16 protein-coding genes and 1 pseudogene are annotated in these 23,969 nt (G+C 59.5%); 12 read left to right on the top strand and 5 right to left on the bottom strand.

The window, feature by feature from the left end; genetic code table 11:
• The first annotated feature begins 163 nt into the window (after positions 1-163).
• From OKW37_RS28305 to OKW37_RS28285, 5 genes and pseudogenes are all read left to right on the top strand, one after another.
• Entirely contained in the window at positions 164-3,844 is a 3,681-nt protein-coding gene (locus tag OKW37_RS28305) for a patatin-like phospholipase family protein (protein WP_429509984.1), read from the top strand.
• Entirely contained in the window at positions 3,841-5,091 is a 1,251-nt protein-coding gene (locus tag OKW37_RS28300; protein ID WP_429402893.1) for a hypothetical protein, read from the top strand. The genes OKW37_RS28305 and OKW37_RS28300 overlap by 4 nt, the downstream gene beginning before the upstream one ends.
• A gap of 4 nt (positions 5,092-5,095) precedes the next feature.
• Positions 5,096-5,608 (top strand): hypothetical protein, encoded by a 513-nt coding sequence (locus OKW37_RS28295; protein ID WP_429402892.1) that lies wholly within the window; start codon positions 5,096-5,098, stop codon positions 5,606-5,608.
• A complete protein-coding gene (locus OKW37_RS28290; RefSeq protein ID WP_429402891.1) occupies positions 5,577-5,798 on the top strand; it encodes a hypothetical protein in 222 nt (73 codons plus the stop codon). Before OKW37_RS28295 ends, OKW37_RS28290 begins: the two co-directional genes overlap by 32 nt.
• A gap of 558 nt (positions 5,799-6,356) precedes the next feature.
• Positions 6,357-7,949, top strand: a pseudogene (locus OKW37_RS28285) (MFS transporter).
• A gap of 242 nt (positions 7,950-8,191) precedes the next feature.
• Here OKW37_RS28285 and OKW37_RS28280 read toward each other — a convergent pair.
• The gene (locus OKW37_RS28280) at positions 8,192-9,334 is read right to left on the bottom strand and encodes a sensor histidine kinase (RefSeq protein WP_429402890.1); all 1,143 of its coding nucleotides are present in this window, start codon (positions 9,332-9,334) and stop codon (positions 8,192-8,194) included.
• Between the two features lie 12 nt (positions 9,335-9,346).
• On the opposite strand from OKW37_RS28280, the gene OKW37_RS28275 reads away from it, so the two are divergent.
• From OKW37_RS28275 to OKW37_RS28265, 3 genes are all read left to right on the top strand, one after another.
• Entirely contained in the window at positions 9,347-10,402 is a 1,056-nt protein-coding gene (locus OKW37_RS28275; RefSeq protein ID WP_429402889.1) for an ABC transporter substrate-binding protein, read from the top strand.
• A 39-nt stretch (positions 10,403-10,441) separates the two neighbouring features.
• Positions 10,442-11,698 carry an ABC transporter permease gene (locus tag OKW37_RS28270; RefSeq protein ID WP_429402888.1) on the top strand — a complete coding sequence of 419 codons (1,257 nt, stop codon included), beginning with the start codon at positions 10,442-10,444 and terminating at the stop codon, positions 11,696-11,698.
• 63 nt (positions 11,699-11,761) lie between these two features.
• On the top strand, positions 11,762-12,688 hold the full coding sequence (locus OKW37_RS28265; RefSeq protein WP_429402887.1) for an ABC transporter permease: 927 nt from the start codon (positions 11,762-11,764) through the stop codon (positions 12,686-12,688).
• Positions 12,689-13,012: 324 nt separating this feature from the next.
• Here the strand turns inward: OKW37_RS28265 and OKW37_RS28260 are convergent, their stop codons facing one another.
• The 4 genes from OKW37_RS28260 to OKW37_RS28245 all read right to left on the bottom strand — a co-directional run bounded on the left by OKW37_RS28260 (position 13,013) and on the right by OKW37_RS28245 (position 18,646).
• Positions 13,013-14,065 carry a hypothetical protein gene (locus tag OKW37_RS28260; protein WP_429402886.1) on the bottom strand — a complete coding sequence of 351 codons (1,053 nt, stop codon included), beginning with the start codon at positions 14,063-14,065 and terminating at the stop codon, positions 13,013-13,015.
• Between the two features lie 130 nt (positions 14,066-14,195).
• Positions 14,196-16,139: a DUF2278 family protein gene (locus OKW37_RS28255; RefSeq protein WP_429402885.1), complete on the bottom strand. Its 1,944-nt coding sequence runs from the start codon at positions 16,137-16,139 to the stop codon at positions 14,196-14,198.
• 38 nt (positions 16,140-16,177) lie between these two features.
• Positions 16,178-16,441: a hypothetical protein gene (locus OKW37_RS28250; protein ID WP_429402884.1), complete on the bottom strand. Its 264-nt coding sequence runs from the start codon at positions 16,439-16,441 to the stop codon at positions 16,178-16,180.
• A gap of 540 nt (positions 16,442-16,981) precedes the next feature.
• A complete protein-coding gene (locus OKW37_RS28245) occupies positions 16,982-18,646 on the bottom strand; it encodes a tetratricopeptide repeat protein (protein WP_429402883.1) in 1,665 nt (554 codons plus the stop codon).
• A 639-nt stretch (positions 18,647-19,285) separates the two neighbouring features.
• Here OKW37_RS28245 and OKW37_RS28240 point away from each other — a divergent pair.
• Genes OKW37_RS28240 through OKW37_RS28225 form a run of 4 tightly spaced genes read left to right on the top strand, consistent with a single transcriptional unit; the run spans position 19,286 to position 23,791 of the window.
• A complete protein-coding gene (locus OKW37_RS28240) occupies positions 19,286-22,096 on the top strand; it encodes a xanthine dehydrogenase family protein molybdopterin-binding subunit (RefSeq protein ID WP_429402882.1) in 2,811 nt (936 codons plus the stop codon).
• Positions 22,093-22,614, top strand: coding sequence for a (2Fe-2S)-binding protein (locus OKW37_RS28235; protein WP_429402881.1), 522 nt, complete (start codon positions 22,093-22,095; stop codon positions 22,612-22,614). The genes OKW37_RS28240 and OKW37_RS28235 overlap by 4 nt, the downstream gene beginning before the upstream one ends.
• A gap of 2 nt (positions 22,615-22,616) precedes the next feature.
• Positions 22,617-23,651, top strand: coding sequence for a hypothetical protein (locus tag OKW37_RS28230; RefSeq protein WP_429402880.1), 1,035 nt, complete (start codon positions 22,617-22,619; stop codon positions 23,649-23,651).
• The gene (locus OKW37_RS28225) at positions 23,648-23,791 is read left to right on the top strand and encodes a hypothetical protein (protein ID WP_429402879.1); all 144 of its coding nucleotides are present in this window, start codon (positions 23,648-23,650) and stop codon (positions 23,789-23,791) included. Before OKW37_RS28230 ends, OKW37_RS28225 begins: the two co-directional genes overlap by 4 nt.
• Positions 23,792-23,969: the final 178 nt, after the last annotated feature.

Here is a 23,969-nt window from a genome sequence, read left to right as displayed (position 1 = left end):
CAAGCCAGCATGCGCGGGTTGCCGGACCGATTCGCGTCAGTGGCAGCAGCGGTCCATCCCTATCCCATCGCAGCATCGAACGTGTCCACCCATATACGCGGACGGTCGATCGCTATCGGCAATGTGCTTTGGCCAAAGCAATACGAACTGCATCGAGGCGCTGATGGATGAGAGAACTGTAGCGAATACTCGCGTCAAAGGTGACTTCGACGCCCCTCGCGCCCTCGCGTCTTCATTGTGTGGTCATGTTATTCCGCGTCTCAAGGTCCTGCTGGCGAAGCTCACGTTCGAGCACACGCATCGCTATTGTCCCGAGCTCTATCACGGGTTTTCTCCGACGATGTATCTGGAGGACGGACGCGTGTGCGTCGGTCGCGGCTATCCGCTTTCGACCGAAGACGATGTCCGTGAACTCCTGCAGCACTGTCACGGCGAACGGGCGAGCCGACTGTTGCCCGACGCGATCGTTGAATGGCGAGCAAGAATGTCCGGACAGGCTCCGGAAAATCCGCTTGCCGTCGTCGACGAAAATGCGTTCGACCGGTTCTTGCGCTGGCACAAACTGGTTGAAATCGAGTGGATGGTTCGGAGCTGGCTTCGTCCACAGCTCGATGTGAAGCCGCTCACTATGGCCATTGTTATCAATGCAGCCGATCTGTCCGACGAGCTTACCGCGTACCCCGGTTTCACCGACGAACTCAAGATCACCGTGCTTTATCTGGCTTACCGGCTCGGAAAACCACACCACGAAGGGCTGCGTTGGCTCATCGCGACGCTCGATTGGGACTATCTCGCGCGGGTTATCGATTACCCTGAAATCGTGCGGCATAGCGAGCCAACTCGGGCGGCGGCACAGAGACTGCATGCAATTCTCAAGGGCCGTGCGTACGATAAAGTGCATCAACTCCTGACTGACTTGCCGTATATCGGCCATCGCGCACTGGCGCGCGAGTACGCGCATATCATCGGCAATCCGAACGACAATACGCCTAGCGTCCACATCCAGGACACCCTGCTTTATCACACGGATGAATCGGGCGAGGGATTGAGCGCGATCTGCCTTTCGGGCGGCGGCATTCGCAGCGCGTCGTTCTGCCTCGGCGTGCTGCAAGTGCTTGCCAGCCATCGTCTGCTAGGCAAGTTTCACTACATTTCTACGGTATCCGGTGGCGGCTATATCGGCACAGCCCTTTCGCGCTGGATCACCGCCAAGAGACAAGAGGCCCCCTGCTCGTCTCCGTTCTCGCTGGAATTTGTCGAACACGAACTCAAGCGATTACGCCTGACTGACTATGTCCAGGCTCGCATGGCGGGGCTGACCTTCAATCAGGAAGGGCCGCTCACATGGCTCAGAATGAACAGCAACTATCTTGCGAGGCGCCTTTCGCTCTTTTCAGCCGATGCATGGACCATCGTCGCTACCTATTTTCGAAACCTGTTCATCGTATGGACGATGTTCTGGCCATGGTTCATGCTGTTTCTGCTGGGTCCGTGGTTCGCCGTCTGGCTCGGACAGGCGACGCAAGACCCGGCAAAATCACAGATTCCTTTCTGGGTGGGCTTCGTGGGCTCCGGACTCGGTGTCCTCGGCGCTACTTATTTTTTCCAGGGCAGACCGAAGCCCACACAGGAACTGCGCTATGCGAACCACATCGCCTTACCGCGCAGTGGCGACGTGCGCGCGGCTTTTGGCGCATTGCTGCTGGTCATCGCCTGTTTCTGCCTTTCGTATGCGATGTGGTGCGTGACCGGTAAGGACACGCCCGATAGCCCTTGGCAATTGTGGTACGCATGGGCTGCGATTGCTGGAACGCAGGGCATTCTAGCCTTGCTCAATGTCAAGGACTTGCGCAGTTTCTGGGTCATGATCGGTGGGGCGATTCTGGCAAGCGGCACACAGATTGGCCTTCTCTATTCGATCTTCCAGGCCCTCGTGCACTTGTACAAGTCGACATTGGACATGAGCCATCTGGCCTCGGCCGAGCACGCGCTCGTCACGCCTGCGTTGATGCTCATTGCTTTGCTCATCGGAGAGGGCCTCAAAGCGGCCGTGCGCTCCTTCACCGAAGATGCCGGCCGGCGCGAACACCAGGGGCGCGCGCACGCGTTTGTTTTCATGCTGCTCACCGCATGGGTCGTCAGCGCAGCGCTCGTGATCGGCGTCCCCGCTTTGCTCAGCTACTACGGGGGTTCGGCTCAAGGCATCGCAGCGGCAGGAAGCGCGCTCTCGCTCGCCGTCAGCACCTTTGTGGGCTATCGCAAATCGAGTCCCGGCAAGCCGGGTGCGCAAGCGCCCGTGAGTCTCACGCTGTTCGGCAGTGTCGGCATGGTGTTGCTCGCAGTGCTGCTTTCCATTGGCGCATGGAAGGCAATCGAGCTTATGCCGGCATGGAAAGATATGAAGCACTTCGAGACCATTAAGGACGATAACTGGACGCCGCCCGCCCGATACCTTTGCCTCGAGGACAAGACCACTTCGTGCGCCGTCACGAGCGCCTTTCAACCCTTGACCAAAGATCGCTCATGCACGCCTGCGTCGACGCAATGCATCGATCAATCGTTTTCCAGGTTTGTCGATCAGGTCATCATGCACTTTTACGAGCACAACAGACTCGCTTTCTGCCTTCTGGTGATGCTGGGCTCGGGCATACTGCTTTTTGCACTCGGTTTCGTCATCCGCATGAACGAATTCAGCCTTCACGGGTTTTACCGCGACCGCCTGATTCGCACGTTCTATGGCGGCTTCCGCAGTGAAAGGCAGCCTCGCAACCCAGCGCGTTTCACGGGCTTTGACACTACCGACGACATTCGGCTCGACGACCTCGCGAAGGCCTATGAAATCTCATTGTCCAAGTTCGACAACGAAGGAAACGCAAACAAACCGCCCTTTCTCGTCGTCAACACTGCGCTGAATCTCGTGAAGGGCGATGCGCTTGCGTGGCAGGAGCGCAAAGCCGACAGTTTCACCTTCACCGCTTTGCACGCGGGGAATTACCGGCTCGGTTATCGCGGCGTGGCAAGCTTCGCCGGCAACGTCAAGCTAGGCACGGCGATGGCTATTTCCGGCGCGGCCTTCAATCCGAACATGGGCTACAACAGCAGCACACCGATGGCGTTCCTGATGTCGGTGTTCAATGTCCGGCTCGGGTGGTGGCTCGGTAATCCAAGATTCAAACAGTGGGAACGCAGAGACCCCACGTCGTCGAGCTGGCGCCTGTTACAGGAGGCCGCGGGACAGACAACGGACACCGGCGACTGGATTCATCTGTCCGATGGCGGGCATTTCGACAATATGGGCTTGTGGGAGATGGTGCATCGCCGGTGTCGCCGCATCTTTGTGATCGACGCCAGCCAGGACAGCCGCTTCACGATGGAGGACCTGTACTGCGCAATACGCAAGATCCGCATCGACATGGGTATCGAGATCAGCGCTGAAAGCGAGCCGATCTTGCTGTTTCCCCGCTCCGCTCGCGCGTCCGGCCTGTATCACGCGCGCTTTACCATTCACTATCTGGACGAGAACCTCAATCCAGTCGACGGCGTTTTGCTCTATCTGAAGCCCTGCATTTACGGGAACGAGCCGCCAGATATTCACGAATACGCGAACAAGCATGTCGAGTTCCCGCATGAAACGACGGCCGATCAATTCTTTAGCGAATCGCAGTTCGAGAGTTATCGCAAGCTCGGCGAATGGGAAATGCTGCAGATGTTGCTGCGTGCGCTGGATGTCCGCAAAGAGGATGACATTCCGCCCGGCGTGCCATTGGACACCAGGCCGCCCGCCGCGCCCGACGGTGACGAGCAGCGCGGCCTGTTCTCCCCGGACAAGAAGAGGTCGAGGTGATCCGTCTGCTCGTCCGTAGTCTCTTGATAGTCGCACTTGCCCTGAACATCGCGTGCGTGTGTTCGCCCGCACGAGCCGCGTCCGCGCGCGGCGACGTGAAGCCGGCCGTTACGACCCGCTGGCTGTGCTCGGCCGATCAGAATGGCGATTGGTACAACATGCCTTGCGCGGGCGCAGCCTGCGAGGCGCATTGCACGGTGATGGACTATTGCGAGCCGAAAGCCGTATCGACCGCGATTACAGCATGCTCGCACGATGACACTTGCACACCGCTTGTTCTGCACCGGCGTCTTGCGAGACTCGGATGCGGCTTCAACGCCGATTCGTTCTGGACCACCCCTAATGCGAGGCCAGCGCCGATCACGGCATCGGGAGCTGCGATTGCGCTTAAAAGTCAACCCGGTAAAGCGCCGCTGAAATGGTCGACGCCTTCCTGCGGAGAAACCGTGCTCAATGGCATCGAGAAGGAGCTGAACGACCCGGCGTATCTGACGAGCACAACCGGGCGCAGCCAAGCCTTCGCAGTGCTGCTCAACCGAGGCTGCAATGTCGACCTCTCGCAAATGGGCCCTGACGGAGAGTACGCCAGCGTAACGCTGACGCGAAATCCGCCTACCAGAACCGATAAATCGGGGACCGCGCCGCAACCGCCGGTGACCGTAGCGTTCGAGCCGCCGATTCTGGTGCAGTTCCATCTACCGCCGCAATATGTCTGTGAAAAGCGAGACGAAGAGTCCGTCTGTGTGGACGCGACCTTACCGCAACGACCCGATAGCCTACCCGCGTGCGAAGCGCTTCGGCTTTTGCACGATTCAAAGCATTTTGCAATTTGCAATGACGGAACGGATGTGCCGAACTTGCGCATTCGCTTTCCGCCAAATGCGGGAGGGCCGGACAAGTTCTCCGAGCGAATCGAGATTTACTCCACCAGCAACGGAAACGGTAGTGGTAGTGGCGGTGGTGACGGCGGCGGTCACGCGGAACCCTCTCCCAATCCACCGTCATCACCCTCGCCCGTTTCGCTTCCCGCCGCCGCGGGCTCAGCCGGTGTAGGTGCGCTGCTGGCAACGCTCGCGACGCGGATATTTGGCAGATCAAAGAAAAAGACCGGACCCGACCAGCCGCCCACAGTGGACACACACGCGATCCAGGACGTGCACGTTACAGTCTCGTTCCGCCATCCGCCGAGGCCGCCTCGCGTGCGCGAAGCAGAACCCCGCAGCTCCTCACCCGACACGACGGCCTGACGACATGCACCCAGACATCCCCACGCTGCCTCGCGGCATTCCGCCACAACCAACGATCGCCTGGTTTCTGCGCGATCTGATTCCCGACGGCCTGTGGGACGACTTCGACCTCGGCGTCGTGAGCCACGGACCGATTGAGGAGATTCGGGGTCAGCTGTTTCAGCGCGGCGGCGCCGATGCCTGGCTTCACTTCATCGAACAGACGCGGCAGGCCCTTCCACAACTTCTTTCGATTTCGCTCTTCGACACGCTCCGCTCCGCACTCGGCAGCCGCCAGGTGTGGCCCGACGATATCTGGCTGCACTGCCGCCCCGTCATCTCGGTCTACATCGCCGGCCGTCTGATCGAACCTGCAATCGCGCTCAATTGCCACACGCGCATTGCTTTTGCTTGCCCCGGCGGACAGCGCATCGGCGACTACGTCCTAGCCGCAACGGAAGTGACGCTCCGTCACGCGCATCAAAACATCATTGGACGCGCGATGGGTGAATATTTCGTTCCTGTGCCGCCGCTCTGACGAACATGCGTTCCGTGCAATCTGTCACGTCCGCCACGCCGCCACCATCAACGCCGCCTTCAATCTCTCCAGTTCAGCTTTCGGCTTCGCCGACCGGTGCCTGCTTATCGAGCGCCACCGCAAGCAGCACTTTGAGAGGCTAGGTGCGTTAAGCGTTGTTCAACGCCTGCCCCTGTCCGCTGCCGTATGAGTGCACGACGCCGCATGCGGGCAGGCGTTGAACAACGCTTAACGAGAGTACGCATCCACTCGCTGTGAAACCCGTCGTTCGCAAGCTCGAAGTCCCGAACGACAGGAAAGCAACTCATAGCTGCCTTATCAACCGCAACACTTGAACGTCGGCCAAGGCCGAAATGTACTCGTAGGCCCAAAGGCAGGTTCGGCCGCAGACAGCCAGTCGGTCGGGACTGCGCGGAATAACGAGTGCCTCAAACCGGCCGGCATCACACGAGGAGAGTTACGCCAGAACGCAGCCGGACTCACCTGAACGTGGCATCGTTTCGTGCGCTTCGGTAAACAAAGTCAACCGATTTGACTACCCCGATAAAGCGTCGATCGTTCAATCTCCCCCGGCCTTGGGAATCGCGAGTGCGCACTCAGACCTCTCAAAAACCAGCCGTCACCTTCTTGCTGACGAGCGTACCATCACCGCATAACGCACGTAGCTCGCACATGCTGGCCCGACCGACTCGTCGAAGCCGGGCACCGCACGTCAAATCGGCCGCTTCGCAACCGCGAGGACCCTTTCATGTCCACTAGCATTGCGCATCACGATCAAGGACGGCAGCTGCTACCCTTTCGTGAGTCGATATTGGCGATGCTCGGCGTCGCTTCGGTTTCGATGCTGATTGCACTCGACCAGACCATCGTCGGAACCGCAATGCCACGCATCGTCGCGGAGCTTAAGGGTTTCGAGCTCTATGCATGGGTCGCGACGGCATACATGCTCGCGTCGGTCATCACCATTCCAATCTTCGGACGTCTGGGCGATCTGTTCGGCCGCAAGCCCTTCATGCTGGCCGCCATCCTTGTTTTCACCCTCGCAGCTGTGCTCTGCGGGATGGCGACCAACATGCTGTTTCTCGTGCTCGGGCGCGGCCTTCAGGGCATCGGTGGCGGCATCATGCTAGGCACGGTGTTCGCGACCGTCGCTGACCTGTTCCCTGATCCAAGGCTACGCCTGCGATGGCTGGTGTTCGTCACCTCGGCGTTTGGCCTTGCGAACATGGTCGGGCCAATGCTCGGGGGCATGCTGACCCAGCACGGAAGCTGGCGACTCGTGTTCTTCGTCAACGTGCCAGTGGGTGTAGTGGCGCTCTTTTTCGTGCGCGCTTTCCTTCCGCATTTGCGCCGTGTCCACGACGGCGCGCGGCTACGCCTCGACTGGCTCGGCGCATTCGTCGTCGCAGTCACGTTCGGCGCGCTGCAGCTGGCGATCGAACTCGTGCCGAGGCAAGGATGGACTGTTTCGACAATCATGCTGGCGGTAATCGTGCTGGTCTGTTCGCTGACGCTATTTTTCTGGGAAAGGCGCATGGGCTATCCGATCATCCCTGTCGACATGCTGCTCGACCGAAAGCTTGGTGCGCTTTTTGCCATGTCAGTGCTCGGCGGGTTCGCATTGTTCTCCCTCGTCTTCTACGTGCCGCTGCTATTCCAGGGCGGCTACGCGATGTCGCCGCGGGCCTCGGGCATTCTGATCACGCCACTCCTGCTAGGCACGACAGTTGGAAGCTTCATCAACAATCGTGTGATCACGCGCATCCGGCGCGCCAACGCGATCCTCTACGTAGGCTTCGCGTTGTCCGCGTTTGCGAGCCTGGCGGTGGTCGTGCTGCGAGGAAACGAGCCGCATTTCGTATGGATGGCGTGCATGGCTGCGAGCGGCCTGGGGCTTGGCCTCGTGGGCACGAGCCTCAGGGTCTGCTCACAGCAGATCGTCTCGCGAGACCATCTCGGCGCCGCGACAGCATTGCTTCAATCGCTGCGCACATTCGGCGGCATGCTAGGCAAGGTGATGACCGGCGCGCTGCTTGGTCACCTATACACGATGGGCGTGAATCGCTCGCTGGATTCGTACCAGGCGGCGCAGTGGTTCAAGTCGTTTGCGAGTCCCGAGGTGCTCGTTGACCGGGCCCAGTAGGCCGCGCTGATCGATCGCCTCGTGAGCGCCGGGCATGCTGGCGACGCAATGATGAACTCGGCTCGCGGCGCGCTCGTGAACTCGATCCACATGGGCCTGGTCGTGGCGGCCTTGGCTGCGATGGTTGGCCTGTGTCTCGCGTGGTTCGTGCCACCTGTAAGGGTCGGCTATCTCGACGCACCGCCGCAAAACGGATAGCGACTGGCTCCGTGTTGTCAACTGATACCCGCAAAGATCCAGCTACGCTTCCTGGTAGCTGGATAAGGCGAATTGAGTCCATCTTCAGGGCTTCGACTGCGATCCGTGGTGTACATTCGGGTGTCGGCTTTGAACCAGACATCGGGCGCTCGCCGGTCGTCATTACGCGCAAGTCTTAGCGACCGGCGGACGGTTGAGAATATCGATGCGACACCCGCCGCAGTGCGGAATGCGAGGGCGGCTTACGCTGAGACGGCTGGATGAACAGGCACTGTGAACTGGAAGATAGCGCCGCGGGGTACGTTTGCACTTGCGCCCAGGCAACCGCCGTGTGCCTCGATGATCGAGCGGCAGATCGACAGCCCCATCCCCAGGCCTGTGGGCTTTGTCGTATAAAACGGCTCGAAGAGACGCTCGATGCTCCCGGGAGCGACGCCCGGCCCGGAATCGCAGACCGTCACCAGAACGGCGTCCGGCTCCTTCATGGCGGTGCTGATCGTCAATTCTCGCGGCACCTCCTCGAGCAGACTCATCGCATGAATCGCATTGATGATAAGGTTCAGCATCACCTGCTGGAGTTGCACCCGGTCGCCTTTGATAAACGGCAAGTCCTCTGCAAGCCGCATCCGCACACAGACGCCGTTGCCGTGGGTTTCACTCGACGTGAGTGCCATGACCTCACGAATCGCCTCGTTGATCTGCAGGACCTCAGTGCACGTCGGGGCCTTTTTGACAAGTCCATGAATGCCCCGGATAACCTCGCCTGCTCGCGCGCTCTCAGACACTACCAGTTCCAGCATTTCACGGGCTCGGCTGATTGCCGGCTGCTCCCGGTCGAGCCAACGTAGCGCAGCCGCGCCGGACGCGTTGATCGCAGCGAGTGGCTGTTTCATTTCGTGACTGATCGAGGCCGCAAGCTGCCCGACGGCCGTGACGCGATTTGCATGCGCGAGCTCGAGCTGCATCTGGTGTGCCTCCGCTTCAGCCCGTTTGCGCTCGCTCAGATCAAGCACGAAGGCGATACCTTGCGTTCCGCATTCGTCCAGCGTTGCAACGCCGATCAATACGGGCACGCGGCTGCCGTCCTTCCTGACGTACTCCTTCTCGTCGGGTTGCAATGTCCCCTTGATGATGAGCTGCGGCATCCACTCTTTTCTGTTGCGCTCGAACCATTCCGGTGGCGTAAGGTCCGTCCAGCGCAGACACCCCGCTGCGAGATCGTCACGGTCGTATCCGACGATACCAAGAAACGCTTCATTGGCTTCGTGGATCCGACCGTCGAGATCGCAAATGAAGATCCCGACGATGTTGGCATCGACAAGACGCCGGATCTTCGCTTCGCGTTCCGCAAGATCGCGGTACAGACGGGCATTTTCCAGTGTCATCGCAGCCTGCGAATGAAGACCACACTCACGTCATTCCGGACCACCCTCGCGGCTTGCGCGCTCGGGGTGTTTGCGACAGCCACGGCTTACGCGGCCGAAACGATTTCCGTCGTCACCTTTGGCGGTGCGTATGAAGCTGCCGCGAAAAAAGCATGGTTCGAACCGTTCACCGCGAAAACCGGCGACCAGTTCTCCACCGAGTCCTACGATGGCGGCCTCGCCAAGCTGCAAGCAATGGAACAGTCGAAGAACCCGACCTGGGATCTGATCGACCTCGAAACCAACGACGCCATCACCGCGTGCGACGAAGGCCTCATCGCCAAGTTCGACAGGAAGACGCTCGGCAACACCAGTGACTTCCTGCCGGGCTCGATCAGTGATTGCGCCGTCGCGGCGATGGTGTGGTCCACCGTCTATGCTTATGACACCAGCAAGCTGAAATCTGCGCCGACCACTATCAACGATTTCTTCGACCTCAACAAGTACCCCGGCAAGCGCGGCATGCGCAAATCGCCGAAGGTCGCGATGGAATGGGCCTTAATTGCCGATGGCGTTGCACCCAAGGACGTGTACAAGACGCTCTCCACGCCTGCTGGCGTCGACCGCGCGTTCAAGAAGCTCGACACGATCAAGTCGAGCATCGTCTGGTGGGAAGCGGGTGCGCAGGCGCCGCAGCTCCTCGCCGACGGCGCGGTCGTGATGACGCAGGCGTACAACGGCCGCATCGACGACGCCGTACACAAGGACAAGAAGCCCTTCAAGATCGTCTGGGACGCGCAGGTGTACGACTACGAATGGTGGGCCGTGGTCAACGGCGCGAAGCATGCCGACGCGGCGCAGAAGTTCATTGTCTCGGCCTCGACGCCGCAGGCCTATGCGGACCTGTCGAAGTACATCGCGTATGCGCCGCCGCGCAAGGACGCCATTCCGCTGATCGACAAAGCGCGTCTGAACGATCTGCCGACGGCACCGGAGAACTTCAAGCGTCCGCTGCAAATCAACGCGACGTTCTGGGCCGACAACGCGGATGCGATCAACAAGCGTTTCCAGAACTGGCTGACGCAGTAGCGCCAGATCGAACGAACGTCACCTGAGAGATCGAGCACGATGAACACGCCGCTGTCATCCACTGCCCCTTTTGGCCGCGAACCGCAGGCCGCGAACCGCGAGTCGTTTCGCGCTGCGCGGCGCAAGGCCGCCATGCGCGCCTTGCTGCTGGCATTGCCGTTGCTCATCTTTCTGCTGGTGACGTTCGTTGCACCGATCGCGAGCCTGCTCGTGCGCAGCGTGCAGAATCCGGAAGTGCACGCCGGCATGCCGCAGTTGAGCGCGGCGCTGGCCGGATGGGACGGTGCGGGCGTACCCGGCGAACCGGCATTTGCCGCACTCGCGCACGACCTGAAGGACGCCAGCGAATACGGCCAGCTTGGCAATATCGCGCGACGCATGAACTTCTATCAACCGGAGTTCCGCAGCCTGCTCTTCAAGACGGCGCGTGCCACACGTTCGCAAACGCTCGCGCAATGGAAGCCCGCACTGATCGATCTGGACGAACGCTGGAATGCGCCGGAAACCTGGCGTCTGCTCAAGCGCGCGTCGATCTCGCCCACACCCGACTATTTGCTGAACGCCGTCGACGCGCAAGTCACGCCTGATGGTTCGGTGAAGTCTGTCGCGGCAGACAGTGCCATCTACCGCGCGGCCTTCGGACGCACCGTGACGATCAGTGCGACGGTCACGCTGCTGTGCCTCGTGCTGGGCTATCCCGTGGCGCATCTGCTCGCGACACTGCCGCCGAACCAGAGCAATCGGCTGATTCTCTTCGTGATCGTACCGTTCTGGACATCGCTGCTGGTGCGTACCACCGCGTGGTATGTGCTGCTGCAACCAGGTGGTGTGATCAACAGCGCGTTGTCCCGCTTTGGGCTCATCGATCACCCATTGCCGCTTATTTTCAATCGCACGGGTGTGTTGATCGGCATGACACATATCCTGCTGCCATACATGATCCTCGCGATTTTTTCGGTGATGAAAGGTGTGTCGCCCCTGTATATGGGCGCCGCGCAATCGCTCGGCGCCCATCCGGCTGTGGCCTTCGTGCGCGTGTACATTCCGCAGACGCTGCCGGGTGTCGGCGCGGGGTGTTTTCTCGTGTTCGTGCTTGCGCTCGGTTATTACATCACCCCCGCCCTGCTAGGCGGTGCCGGTGACGAGATGATCAGCCCGCTCATCGCGTCGCAGACCAACGATCAGCTCAACTGGGGACTCGCGGGTGCGCTGTCGTGCTATCTGATCGCATTCACTGCGGTGTTCTATTTCATCTTCAACCGGCTGGTGGGTATCGACCGCTTGCGCTTCGGCTAACGCGCCGCGCAACCGACGCTCATTCGCGTCGCTGACTCACAGGTCATCAAAAGGCAGGTCCAGATGAAAGACGCACGGACCCGGTTACTCTCGGAACGCATCGCGGGTGCGGGACTCCGTGTGCATTGCGCGCTCATTTTCTTCTTCCTCGTCGCGCCGATCCTCGCGATCGTGCCGCTGTCGTTCAACTCCGGCTCGTTCTTCTCCTACCCGATGCAGGGCTTCTCGCTGCGCTGGTACGCGCAGGCGCTGAGCTCGCCGGACTGGCAACGCGCGTTTGCGGACAGCATCGGCATCGGCGCGGCGTCGACGCTGATTGCGACGGTGCTCGGCACGCTCGCTGCGCTCGGCTTGAGCCGCACGCAGTTTCCTTACCGCTCGATCATCATGCCGATCATCGTGTCGCCGATGATCGTGCCTATCGTGGTCGTCGCGGCAGGGTTCTATCTGGTCTTCTCACCGCTCGGACCGGTCAATTCGTATCTCGGCGTCGTGCTTGCGCATGCGGCGCTCGGTACGCCCTTCGTGGTGATCACGGTGACGGCTTCGCTGCTGTCGTTCGATCAAAGCCTGCTGCGCGCGGCCTCGGGCCTCGGCGCACAGCCGTGGGTCGCGTTTCGTCGCGTCACGCTTCCGCTGATCACGCCCGCCGTCGCAACGGGCAGCGTATTCGCATTCGCGACATCGTTCGACGAAGTCATCGTCATTCTGTTCATTGGCGGCCCCGAGCAGCGCACCGTGCCGCGGCAGATGTGGAGCGGCATTCGTGACCAGATCGATCCATCGATCCTGGCCGTGGCCACACTGCTGATGGCATTCGCCATCGCCCTGTTCGCCTGTATGAGCAGGATGTCGTTTGTCGCCAATGGAACGGCATGGCGAAAGTTCAATTCAACGATCTTTCGCATCAACGGGGTCGAGTTGCTCCCGAGCAGCGTCGGAATGAATTTCCGGTCCGAAAAATTGTTAACCATGTCTGCATCGGTGTAGTACTGGATTACGCCCAGCTCCCCCTGCAGCAAGATGGTTTTGCTTTTTAAATTGCCGTTTATCCATTGGGCAATCGCTTTGTATTCGTCAACCATCCCCCAATTCGTTTGAATGGGAACGTGACGTAATTGTTGTGATAAGAATGATCGCGAGATTGATGGCAAGAATGCCACAGAATGTGACTGAATGGAACGTTAAGATCTGCTGCGTCGACTATGGCCGAGTTGCGTGAAACGTCCATCCGTCAGCTTTTGGAGGCGGATGCAGCCGGTCCAATGGCAGGCTTTCACAGCTCCTGTATCGGACGCCCGACAGCACGTTAAATCAGCTTCCAGCCACCCAGACCACGAACTCGGGTTGATCGGGAAGATGGTTCACAAACAATGTGGCGAGTCCGCTTGAATCGTATCGATAGATCTGCTTTTTCTTTCGAAGCGCAACGTAAAAGTTGCCCGCACTATCGAACGTCATTCCTGACCCTGTATCGGGCAACGCGATTTTGCCGGTCAAGGCAAACGTTTCCCCGACCCGCGTGGAGGGAGTGCCCACCCACACCTGCTTGCCGGACGCCACGAATAAATTGTTGTCTCGAACCAGCAGATGAGTCGGCTCGCCAACCGGGTTGCTACAGCCGAGGTAGGCGCCTGTCGACGGATCGTAAAGTCTGATCACACCGTCCGCCTCGTCTACGACGCATAGCACGCCGTTGCACGTCACCACATCGCGCACCGAATGTTGGATCTTTCCGTCGCCGACAGCACCGTCCGCGTTGGACGTGGTGTACGCGAGCCCTGCCTGCTCCATCGGCACGGCGGGTGTAACCGGCACCGGGGGCAATGCCGGCCTGGCAGACGCAACAAAGGTCCCGTCCAGAAACCCGTTTCCGGACGGACCGGGAAACTGCTCGAGCCAGGACGCCGCCGCCCCGGGCTGTACGGTTGCAGTCTTTCCGTCGGCAGAGACGTTTAGCATGGTGACGACATTGCTGTCCTGGCTAGAGACGAAGCACGTACGCCCGTCCGCCGAGAACTCGACGGAGAACGGATGATCTATCCCCACCACATCGCCGGTGCCCCGACCGCCTGAAGCAAATGTACCGACGTAGGCCCAGGTATTGACAGGCGACGACGACGTGGGCGTCTTTTCGAAGCAAAGAACATTGCTGGTCGTCTTCGCCCCATTGGCGACGTACAGAAAGCCATGCGCGAAAGCCAGGTCTCGCAGTTCCGAAAGTTCAACGCCAGCGGGAACGGAAAGGACGTTAACGTATTGCGGTGGTGAACTCGCAGATGCGGTTTCGTCGTACGCATAGACGTTATTGACAGGACATGACGCGTCTTCGGTGGGCTTGCCACCATGGAATGTAACCAGCAGCATCGGAATCTCCCCTTTGGGCAACGTCTTGAACTATTCCAACCGAAAACGGACGGACGCCCCAGCCGCGAGCGCTCTTGCATCGTGCCGATACTCAATGCTTCCGGCCTCGAGCTGCACGGGAAAGGCCACCTCAGGGCCCAATACGGACCGTCTTTGATACCAGATTGACGCTGAATTGATCGATGTTTTGCCCGTTGAGGTCTATCGCTCGAAAGGAAATCGATTTTGCGTCGCAATTGACGCGGACAAATCCCAGAACATCGCGGACAAAGTTATCGCTGACCTGGGGGTGACCATTCACTTTGGCATCTTGCCCAGGCGTGATGCGATAGCCGCCGTTGCCGATGACAATATATGGAATCTGCTGGCTTCCTACCGTTCGGACAAAGCGCTGATACAGGTGCGCATGTCCGACGACTACGGCGTCTGGCCAGATCTCCGCGTTCCTACAGGCGGCATCCAAACCTGCACTCACAGCGTCGGGCCTGGTTGCATAGAACTGCGGCAAGTGGTGCACCGCCAGGATGATCGCCCGTTTGTCGCCACTCGCCCGCAGTGCTTTTAGCCGCAACATTTCCGAGTAGAAATGTTGAATCTGTTGCGGCGTCATGTAGCGTTGAGATTCGGCCGCTCCGGAGAACAAGCCTACGACATGCACGAAGGGCGCATCGAGCGTGAAGTACACACCCGGCTGAGTCATCGTCGTACGGGAGACGCCGCCAAGCACTCCCGTGCTGGCGGGACTGTCGGCACAAAAAACCTCAATGAACGCTTCCAGCGGCGTGTGATTGTCGTCATACACGCAGGCGTCATGGTTGCCTGGGATGGCAAAAATCGGTGCTGGATAATTTTTGAAGGGCGCACCGAATTGGCTCGGGAAATAGTCGGACTCTCCATAGAAGTACACCACGTCGCCGACGTGGAAGCAGAACGCCGGCGCCGATTCGGCCGGATCCACGGCAAGCGCGCATAGCTGCGCGGTAACCGCCTGTTCGCCGCGATAGGTTGCCACCGTCGCCGCTCCCGTGTCGCCGATGAGATCGAAGTTGATGCTCTGGATGAGGCCGTTGACGAATGACTTCCCGCGCACGTCTTCGAGTTGCATTGTGAGGGGCTGGTTGCCCTTGATGTACTCGGGAGCTCGCTTTTTTCCATGCGCGTATGCTTGCGCAACCGGGTTGTTTTTGACCGTGCTGTCGTCGTCGGCGATAAACGGATCTTCCAGAGGCGAATTGGCGGGATCCTGGAAAACGAACCCTGTTCCTGCCGGTTTGGGATTGCCGCTGGCTGATTGAGCCTCCGCAACGGCTGCGGCAGCGTCTTCCGTGGCTCGAGCCCGGAGATATGTCCTGATGACGGGCCGCGCCTGGGTGCGCACATCATCGATTGATGCGACGCCGCCATCCAGCGGATCGCCGTTCGCGTCGGTATCAAGCGACTGGTTTGCGAATTTCAGGAACAAGCCCACGACACTGGGATCGTCGAGCACATAGAGTGCTCCATCCTGGTTTCGGCCGTTTTCATCAAGGTGATCCTTGTTGCAGATCCAGGTGCGCGTGCCCTGGTTCATGTGCACGTTGGCTACGCCGGTAAAGCCCGTGTTGGGTGCGCGGGAGGTTTGCGGGTTGATTGGTGATCCAGTGCCGCAGATCACGACCCTCGCGCCGGGACGAACGTACTGAATGAACGCCATTACGATGGGATCGTCTTCAGCATTCGTTGTGGCTTTGAATGCGTCGAGCGGTACGATGCCCGATCGGAGATAGTCGAGACCCGGGACCGTCTGACCGTCGCTGCAATCCCGAGCGGTCAGAAAATTCTTCGGGGCATTGGCAGCGGAATACGCGTCAAGCAGCTTCCTGGCAACGTTTCGCGCTGCCCGCGTTCCCTTGCTGAGCTCGCACCATTGCGCTTCGATACCGACGCTGGGATCAACGAGCTGGATAGGAACGCGATAGGTGGGATGTTTGGCATCGAGCGGCTGCACGATGAGCAGCCAGTGATTCGAGTTCACCCGTGGCGAACGGACATTGACGACAGTACCGTAGAGAATTCCGTATCCAGGCAATGGCATGGCAATCTCCGTGCGCTCGGTGCGGGTTGCTGATACAGCTAGCTGATATTGCTCGTCAGCGCCGATCCGTAGTCCGTCCTGATGCAAAGACAAATGGGCGACTGGCTGGATGGAATACCGCGGGCTGAAACGATTGAGTCGCCAATACCTGGCGAAATGCGATCCCCGATCGTCGTTACGATTCGGGAGTTATCGTCGCGCCGCTCCAGCATGAACCCGGCCCATGCGTCCGACGAGGCATCCAGGCTCCGCACGATCAACACATCTTCGTCGACTTCGTGTGTTTTCACGCCTGGCGTCATGGCTCTCCTCCTGTCGAGACTACAGAGTCTGACGCCTGATCACGTGATCTGAAGAAAACTGGGCTGAAGGCGATGTGGATCGAAGGTCTGCACTTAGGGCCGAAACATCGACCAATCAAAGAGTAGGGTTACTGGCGGTGCATCCGCAGGTAGATTGATTCAGTGCGTGCGGTTGCCCACACAAGACGATCCAACTTATGCCACACGCATCGGAGCCCGGTATCGAGGTGGACTGGCAAGTCGGTCGGGATGGAATGAACACCAGCGCCCCTTTGGCTACGCGAGGCCTGCCCGATGCACAGATGCCTTCGAGAGCCGATGGGTATCAACGTGCCGGAGTGAAGTTTCGACGAGTCCACGTGAGCAGGATCGACGCAAATGAATGTGAACAGGACAGATGCAGCCGACGCTTGCGAGTTCTCCTGGCATCTTCCACCTGGAGCGACGTCACCGGCCGATTTTTTGATCACCACACGTATTTCCACGTACCGTCCCAGCAAGTCGCACCCGCCATCGACCACGAACGACGGCCGTGCGCCATTACTCCGAGCCGCGGCCGATTTGAAATTGACGTTGACCGGACTCTTCGCGCAGCGCGCCGCCCCGAACCGGACCCATCGTCCGGGCCTGAACCTGCGGGACGAAACCGGCCGCCACGATAGTGGAACGGCCATCGAAGGGAAGCTGCTGGCTCGCCTTGTCCTGAAGGATCAGTTCGCGTTTACTGCATACGGCCTGCGGCTTGTCGGCGCCGTAGAGTGCTGTGTGCTCGAAATGGCCATGACGACTGGCTGATGGGTCCGTCCCGACATCGGCGCATCCCCAGGATGCGAGCAACGATTTCACTGTGTTCGGCTTGCAACGCGGCTGCTTCCGGGTAATTCGGTCCTTGACCGGCAGAAAACTGGTGTCCTGTATTGCGGTGAGTCGCTCATACGCACGCGCCGCGGTATCGAGATTTAGCGCGACGGCATCGCGGTAGGCCTCGCGTGCGTCCTCGAGATTCTGCGCGCTGGATCTATCCAGCGCTGCCGCGACATGATCGGCAGGCGCGCGCTCGGGCAACCTGAGCGCGTCACCGAGATTCACATAAGCTTCCTGAAAATTCGGGTCCAGTTCTATTGCGTGCTGCAGAGCAACGAGCGCCTCATCACGATAGTTGTGCGACGAACGCGAGCCGGCCCATGCCTGCTGGCCGTCCTTGCTCTCCAATTTGCCGAGTTCCAGATAGGAACTGGCAAGCGCGTCGTAGGCAGCAGCGTAGCGCGGGTTCTGCTCGACGGCTCGCTGCAGTACCTCCGCAGCGCGCTCGTAGCAACCGAGATCGTTCAATGCGACGCCCCAGCTGTAGTATCCCCAGGGCGCGGCCGCGCTCCAGCTCGGATGTGCGTCGCCGCCATCCACGATCGCGCGTGCGTGGGAAATGGCCCCTTCGAGGTTGTGGTCGAACACATCGAGTTTTGCGAGCGCAAGGCGTGCCCATGCGGGGTTTGCTGCCTCACTCGCCTTCCCGTCGCTTTCGCGGGCAGCCATTTGCTCATAGATCTCACGCATGGGTTCGAATTTGCAAGGCAGTCCGTGGTCGATGCACCGCGACTGTTCCTTCTGAGTCAGATATCCCGCGTACGTCAGCAGACTTTGTTGCTTCATGATCTCTTGTGCCGCGCTGTGCAACACGTCCTCGACACTCTGCATTTCAGCTGCCGGTTTGCCGCTTTGCTTGACGTTGGGCTTGCCTCGGGAGTGCTCATCCCTGCGACTGGCGAAGTTAAATGAATGCACCTCGCCGTTCGATTCACGCAAGGTGAGCGTCATCACGAAGACAGCGGTTGATCCCGCTACGCTTCCAGACACTGACGAGTCCTTCCCGAGGAGCGTCCGCGAATATTCGATCAGCGGGCGCACCGAAGAACCTGTTCCTGGAACGGAGATGTCGGGCAGGCCAAGGTCCGATGACGCCTGCGCCTGGTCCGACGGCTTCGGCGTAACGGATTCCGCCGCGCTACGTAATTCGCTCAACGCGTCGATCAGCATCCGCTGTAGCTCATCCTCCGAATAACCGTGCTTCTTGAATTCCTCGGATACCTGAATCGGTTCGACGAGTGTCGTGGGTCCGCGTCCGATTACTTCCACGCCGAAGAGAAACAGGCAGATCAGCGCGAGCGCAATCATGCCCAAATCCTTGATGGAGCTGATCACGGTCATATCGGTCTCCTGGCAAGCGCCGTGGCGAACCGGGATGCTGTTTTCCGGATGGTGGCTGCTGCATCAGGCGCAACAATGTTCACGCATCGGCCATGCCAACGTCGCCATCGCCTTGCGGGACGGGCTTGACAGGCTTGAGCATCGTCACTCGGGCCTCGCGTGTGTTGGATGCGCGGCGACAGTTCTCAGAAAGAAAGTTGGCGTCAAACCGTCAAGGTCATGACAAGGAAAATGAGCGAGTTCGGCTCTGCAATTGATTGTTTGCTGACCGAGGTAGGAGCTCGAGCGTGCGTCCGCATTTGCGCCGACTGTCTCGCTGTCTGCCGCCAGGGATTTTCACCGAATGCGCTAATTGAATATCGACAGGCTAACCGCTGCTTCAACTTCGTTACCCGAAACTTTATGCCGCCATTATTGAGTCATTAAATCGCTATTCAAAGATGTCGTTGGTTCGCCGATCCACTTGAAAGCCGCATCACTTCTTGAAAAAGCCGTGGCCAGTTCATAGAATATTTTCATTCTCGTCGAGCCCCTCGTTGACTCGGCTTCCCATTTGATTCGGAAGCTGTTGAGCCGGCCAGTACGAGTTCTGCCGTGCCTCCATCGCGTTTCGACAAAACGAAATCAAAAGGGAGCAACATGGTTCGCGAGGTTCCCATTACGCGCCGAACTTTTTTGAAAGCCGTCGGGAGCGGAGCCATCACGGTCACGGTCAGCACCGTCACTTCGCTACTGCTCGACGGTTGCGCCACAATTTCATCCGCAGATCGATCCTCTCCCCGACTTGGCAGCAGCACTGGTCATGAAGCGACACCTCTTACCCGGCCGACGGACTGGGCGCCAGAGCCAGGCAAAGCACGCTGGCGGATAGAGGGCGTAAGCAAGGTCACTGGGGCAAAGATTTTTGCGCGCGACTTCAAGGCGGGAGATTTCGACGGCTGGCCAAGAAAGGAAAACTGGCTGTACGCGCTTCGCTGCGACCGCGTCAACCAGGTCGTGATGGATTTCGATCTGAGCGTGTTGCCACGCGAACTTCAGCCCATTGCCGTCATCACCAACGACACACTCGAGCGCAACGACATTCCGACCTCTGGAGACCCGAATCCTGACTCCAAAGCCGGCATCGAACTGTTTGCACGCCGAGGCAAGCCAGCCGGATGCTACGGACAACCCGTCGCGCTGCTCGTCTTCGACAGCTTCGATATCTATCGCCGCGCGAGGAAGCTGCTCGACTTCAATCCGCACGTGATTCAATACGGAAAGCCAGAACCCCCGCAAACCGACGCACCCGGGTCTTTCGAAGATAACGCAGGCCCTTTCAAGCAAGCGAAAATCTATGTTCGCAACGATGAGCACCAATTCTGGAACACGAAGATGGTGCCGGATCTGTCCGGCAACCCATCTGCTGCATTCGAGCAACAATGTCGTTGCGAGCGCGATCTCATCACCGCACTGGCAGCGGACAACGCAAAGGCCGGTAAATGGCGCGAATTTGGCACCGCCGACGGAAACATCTTTGAGACCCCCGCGATGGACTCCATGTTCATGGAGCCTGAGTCGGGCCTCGCATGGTATGACCACGACTCAAAAACGATGTGGCTGGTGCTTGGAACGCAGTCGGCGATCGATGACGGGAAAACGGCGATCAGCCTCTTCGGCAAGAGCACACTCCATCCCGATCACGCGCACGTCATTGCCTGCTACCCCGGTGGCGGATTCGGCGGTCGTGACAAATCATACTTTCCGGCCTATCTGGCATTAGCAGCCCGTTTCGCGAAACGCCCGTTACGCTGGCAGCTATCCCGGTACGAGCAATTCCAGGTTGGACTCAAGCGCTCAGAGACGCGTTTTGAGGAGTCAATCTGGCTAGATCGTCACGGGAAAATTCAAGCACTCGACAGCAAGTTTCTTCTGAACGCTGGGGGCAGAAAGAACCTGACAGGTTCGGTCGGCGACCTCGCGGCAATGAGCGCGATGAACTGCTATGACATACCGCGGGCCTGCGCGCAAGGCACCACGATTTATTCGCCGGAAATCTATGGCGGCTCTCAACGCGGCTTCGGCGGTCCCCAGGCCTTCATGGCCATCGAGACACTGCTCGACGAAGCCGCCCACGCACTGGGAAAGTCCCCGTTCGAGATCCGTCGCGTCAACCTGCTCGGCGCACCGGGCAGCAGAACGATTACAGGCGGGAAAATCCTGTTCGATCTTCAACTCAGTCAACATCTGAACGAACTGGAATCGCATCCCCTGTGGACGCGAAGAGAGAAAACGCGAGCCGAGCGGGCAAACCAGAAGCTCAGATATGGCGTCGGATTGGCGATGGCGAATCAGGCCTACGGAACCGGAAAGGATGGCGTGTTCGCCATGGTGGAGATCCAGCAGGACACCGGCTTGCACGTGCGTACGAACTACACCGACATGGGCAACGGTGCAGCGACTACCCTTGCGTTGGCACCCGCCGCCCAACTTGGCCAGAACGCCCAGCAAATCTCGATGAGCGAGGTCGACGCCTTCCAGATAGACGGTTTCGATGCTCAACCGCTCGGACGGTGGTCGATCTATCCCCTGGTGAAAGGGCTGTCGGTTGCGTTCGGTTCGTCGAGCGCATGCCTCGGCGCATTTCATCACTATCAGGCCGTCGATCGCGCGGCCATGACATTGATGCTGCACAGTGTGCTACCCGCCGCCCGACTCCTATGGCGTGATCAGAAAATCCAGTTCGAGGACGTTCGCTGGGTCGCCGGAACGCTGACGGCGTCAGGCCATTCCGCGCTTAGCTGGCCGCTACTACTCGACGAGATCGACAGAATGCAATGGGACACGGTGGCCGCCGTTCATGTCACCTATGCCGGAGACTTCTGGAGAAGCAGCTATCCCCTCAGATCGGGCGAGCGGGTGATGGACTGCGATTTCATCGCAACCGGCCAGCAAGTACATAAGCTCAAGGCACTGACACATGGACCACTGATTCAGCCAAAGGAAATCACCATCGGGTACGGACGGACAAACTATGCTCCCGCCGCGGCACTCGTCGCGGTCTCGGTTGCCGCGGATTCCGGTCATGTGAAGGTCGAGCGTGTCGTGACCACGTTGAGTGCGGGCCGTCTGATTTGCCCGGAAATCGTGGAAGGCCAATCACAAGGCGCCGTCGCCATGGCGATCGGCAACGTATTGAGCGAGCAATGCCCTCTTGGCCCCGAAGGTCCAGGCAACGGAAGATGGAACCTCGATCGGTATCAGATCACCCGGATGTCAGACATTCCGGCGCAACAGTTGATCCATCTGCGACCGGCCGACGGAAACCATCGACACGAAGCCCGTGGCATTGGCGAAGCCGTCATGTGCCCCGTCGCCCCAGCATTGCTCAATGCGCTGGCGATGGCAACGGGGCACCGGTTCAGGCGAACGCCTGTGACGCCGGACGTCATCCGGGAGGCACTGAAGTGAGCGACGGCGACATCAGGCTCCACGTCAACGGACAGGCGGTCACGATCTCCGCCGCTGACACCGACATGAGCCTTGCCGAGTACCTGCATGAACGGCTCGACCTGACCGGCACGAAAGTATGTTGCGGTATCGGCGTGTGTCGCGCATGCACGGTTGGCATCCGCTACCGGCCAGACGCGCTGATGGAGAAAACGCTTGCATGCACGACAACTGTCAGCGCTCTCGCCAATCAGCATGTTTACACCGTCGAGAGCCTCGCACAAGGACATAGGCTCTCGCCACTGCAGCAGAGCTTTCTCGAGACCTTTGCGTTTCAGTGCGGCTATTGCACACCGGGGTTCCTGATGGCGGCGACCGCCATGCTCGATCATCTCAAGGAATATGGTGCGACCGTCGATCAGCTCGACCCGATCATCGAAACGTGGGTGGGCGGGAACCTTTGCCGCTGCACAGGGTACATCAGATACAGGGAAGCGATCTCCAAGGTCGCGCAGGCGCAAATCAAGGGCGGCGCGTGATCATGCGAGGCGCGCTTACCGTACTTGTGCTGGGTTCGGCGAGCATGATCGCGTCGGATCCTGTCGCGGCCGACGGCCATGCGCAAACTCTGCTCGAATACGGTGCGCAGTGCGCCAGAGAGATCGGTGAGATCCCGCCATTTGACTGCAATGACGGAACTGACATACCGATCACAGTCGACGGAATGACCCCCGGTCCCGATGAGTCGCCACGATACTGCGACCGGCCATCGCTTCTCTCGCCCGATAAGGAGCAACCCGGGCAATGTCTTCCGCACTCCAGGATTCTGAATCTGTCGCGCGGGGCTACTCAAATCTCGGCATATTGTCGGCAAAACCATCTACGTCATGAGCCCAAGCCTAACTTTGACGAGGTGGTGATCGTATTGCACCACACGGGCAATGGAAAGACATGCTGGTTTCAATCGAAGCCGGCCGCCAACCCAGACTTCGGCATCAACGTCTCGCGCGTGCCACCGCCCAACGAGGTGAAGCCGCCGGCAGGGGAACTCGCCGCCGTTGAATTCTGGAGGACGCCCGGCGAGATTGCCGCAAGGCCGCCCACGTGCATGTCCTGCCACGATGCAGGACCCTTTATTCAAAGTCCCTACATTGCTCAGGTGTGGGACAAGGTTCCGACCGATCCGTGGGGCAAGTACTCGAGCATCGGCCCGGCATTCGAATCTCATCCTCTGAAGATGATCACTACGCCGGGCAATACGTGCACGGGTTGCCATCGGATCGGCAGCGAACAGAGCTGCAGCTTTTATATCGGCTTCTCGGCGGGAAAGGGGGCACTTTCTTGCCCGCACCTTCTTCCTCCAGGCAGCGACCGGATTGCCAATACCTATCCCGCGAGTCACTGGATGCCGGTGGACAACAATATGAGTCAGGAAGAATGGAACGCGGCCAATCTCAAATCCGTCGAGGCGCTGTTGTCCTGCTGCAGGAAACCCGACGGACCCGACTGTAGCTTTTCGCCGATCGCGACCAGCGGCAAAGCAAGGAGGAGTCTGCGCAGCACCCCTGCCCGATGACCGGCGGCAGCCATCGGTTGCTGGTCCATGCCGGGTTTTCGATGGCGGCAGGTTTTCACCATCCGGACGATCCGAAAAACGCAAGGGGGTACATTGAATCAGCCTTTGATTATGAGCGTGAGCACGCGCAACTCGGGTAACCACGTTTGATGCGGTCGCCTGGCGCTTCGTCCGACCGTTGAGCATTCGACTTCGCGACCGCGCCGCCACGCATCGGCGATGCGACGAATTGCGAACCCGGAGCCCTGTTACGTCAAAAAAACTCGAACTATGCTACTGATCGGGGGCGCGTTCCGAGAGTTCAACTCATCGCCTAAG

The organism is Paraburkholderia sp. MM5482-R2 (genome assembly GCF_050436125.1).
Lineage (GTDB): Bacteria > Pseudomonadota > Gammaproteobacteria > Burkholderiales > Burkholderiaceae > Paraburkholderia > Paraburkholderia tuberum.
The sequence above is the reverse complement of the archived record's forward strand: the minus strand, read 5'-3'. Positions and strand labels throughout refer to the sequence as shown.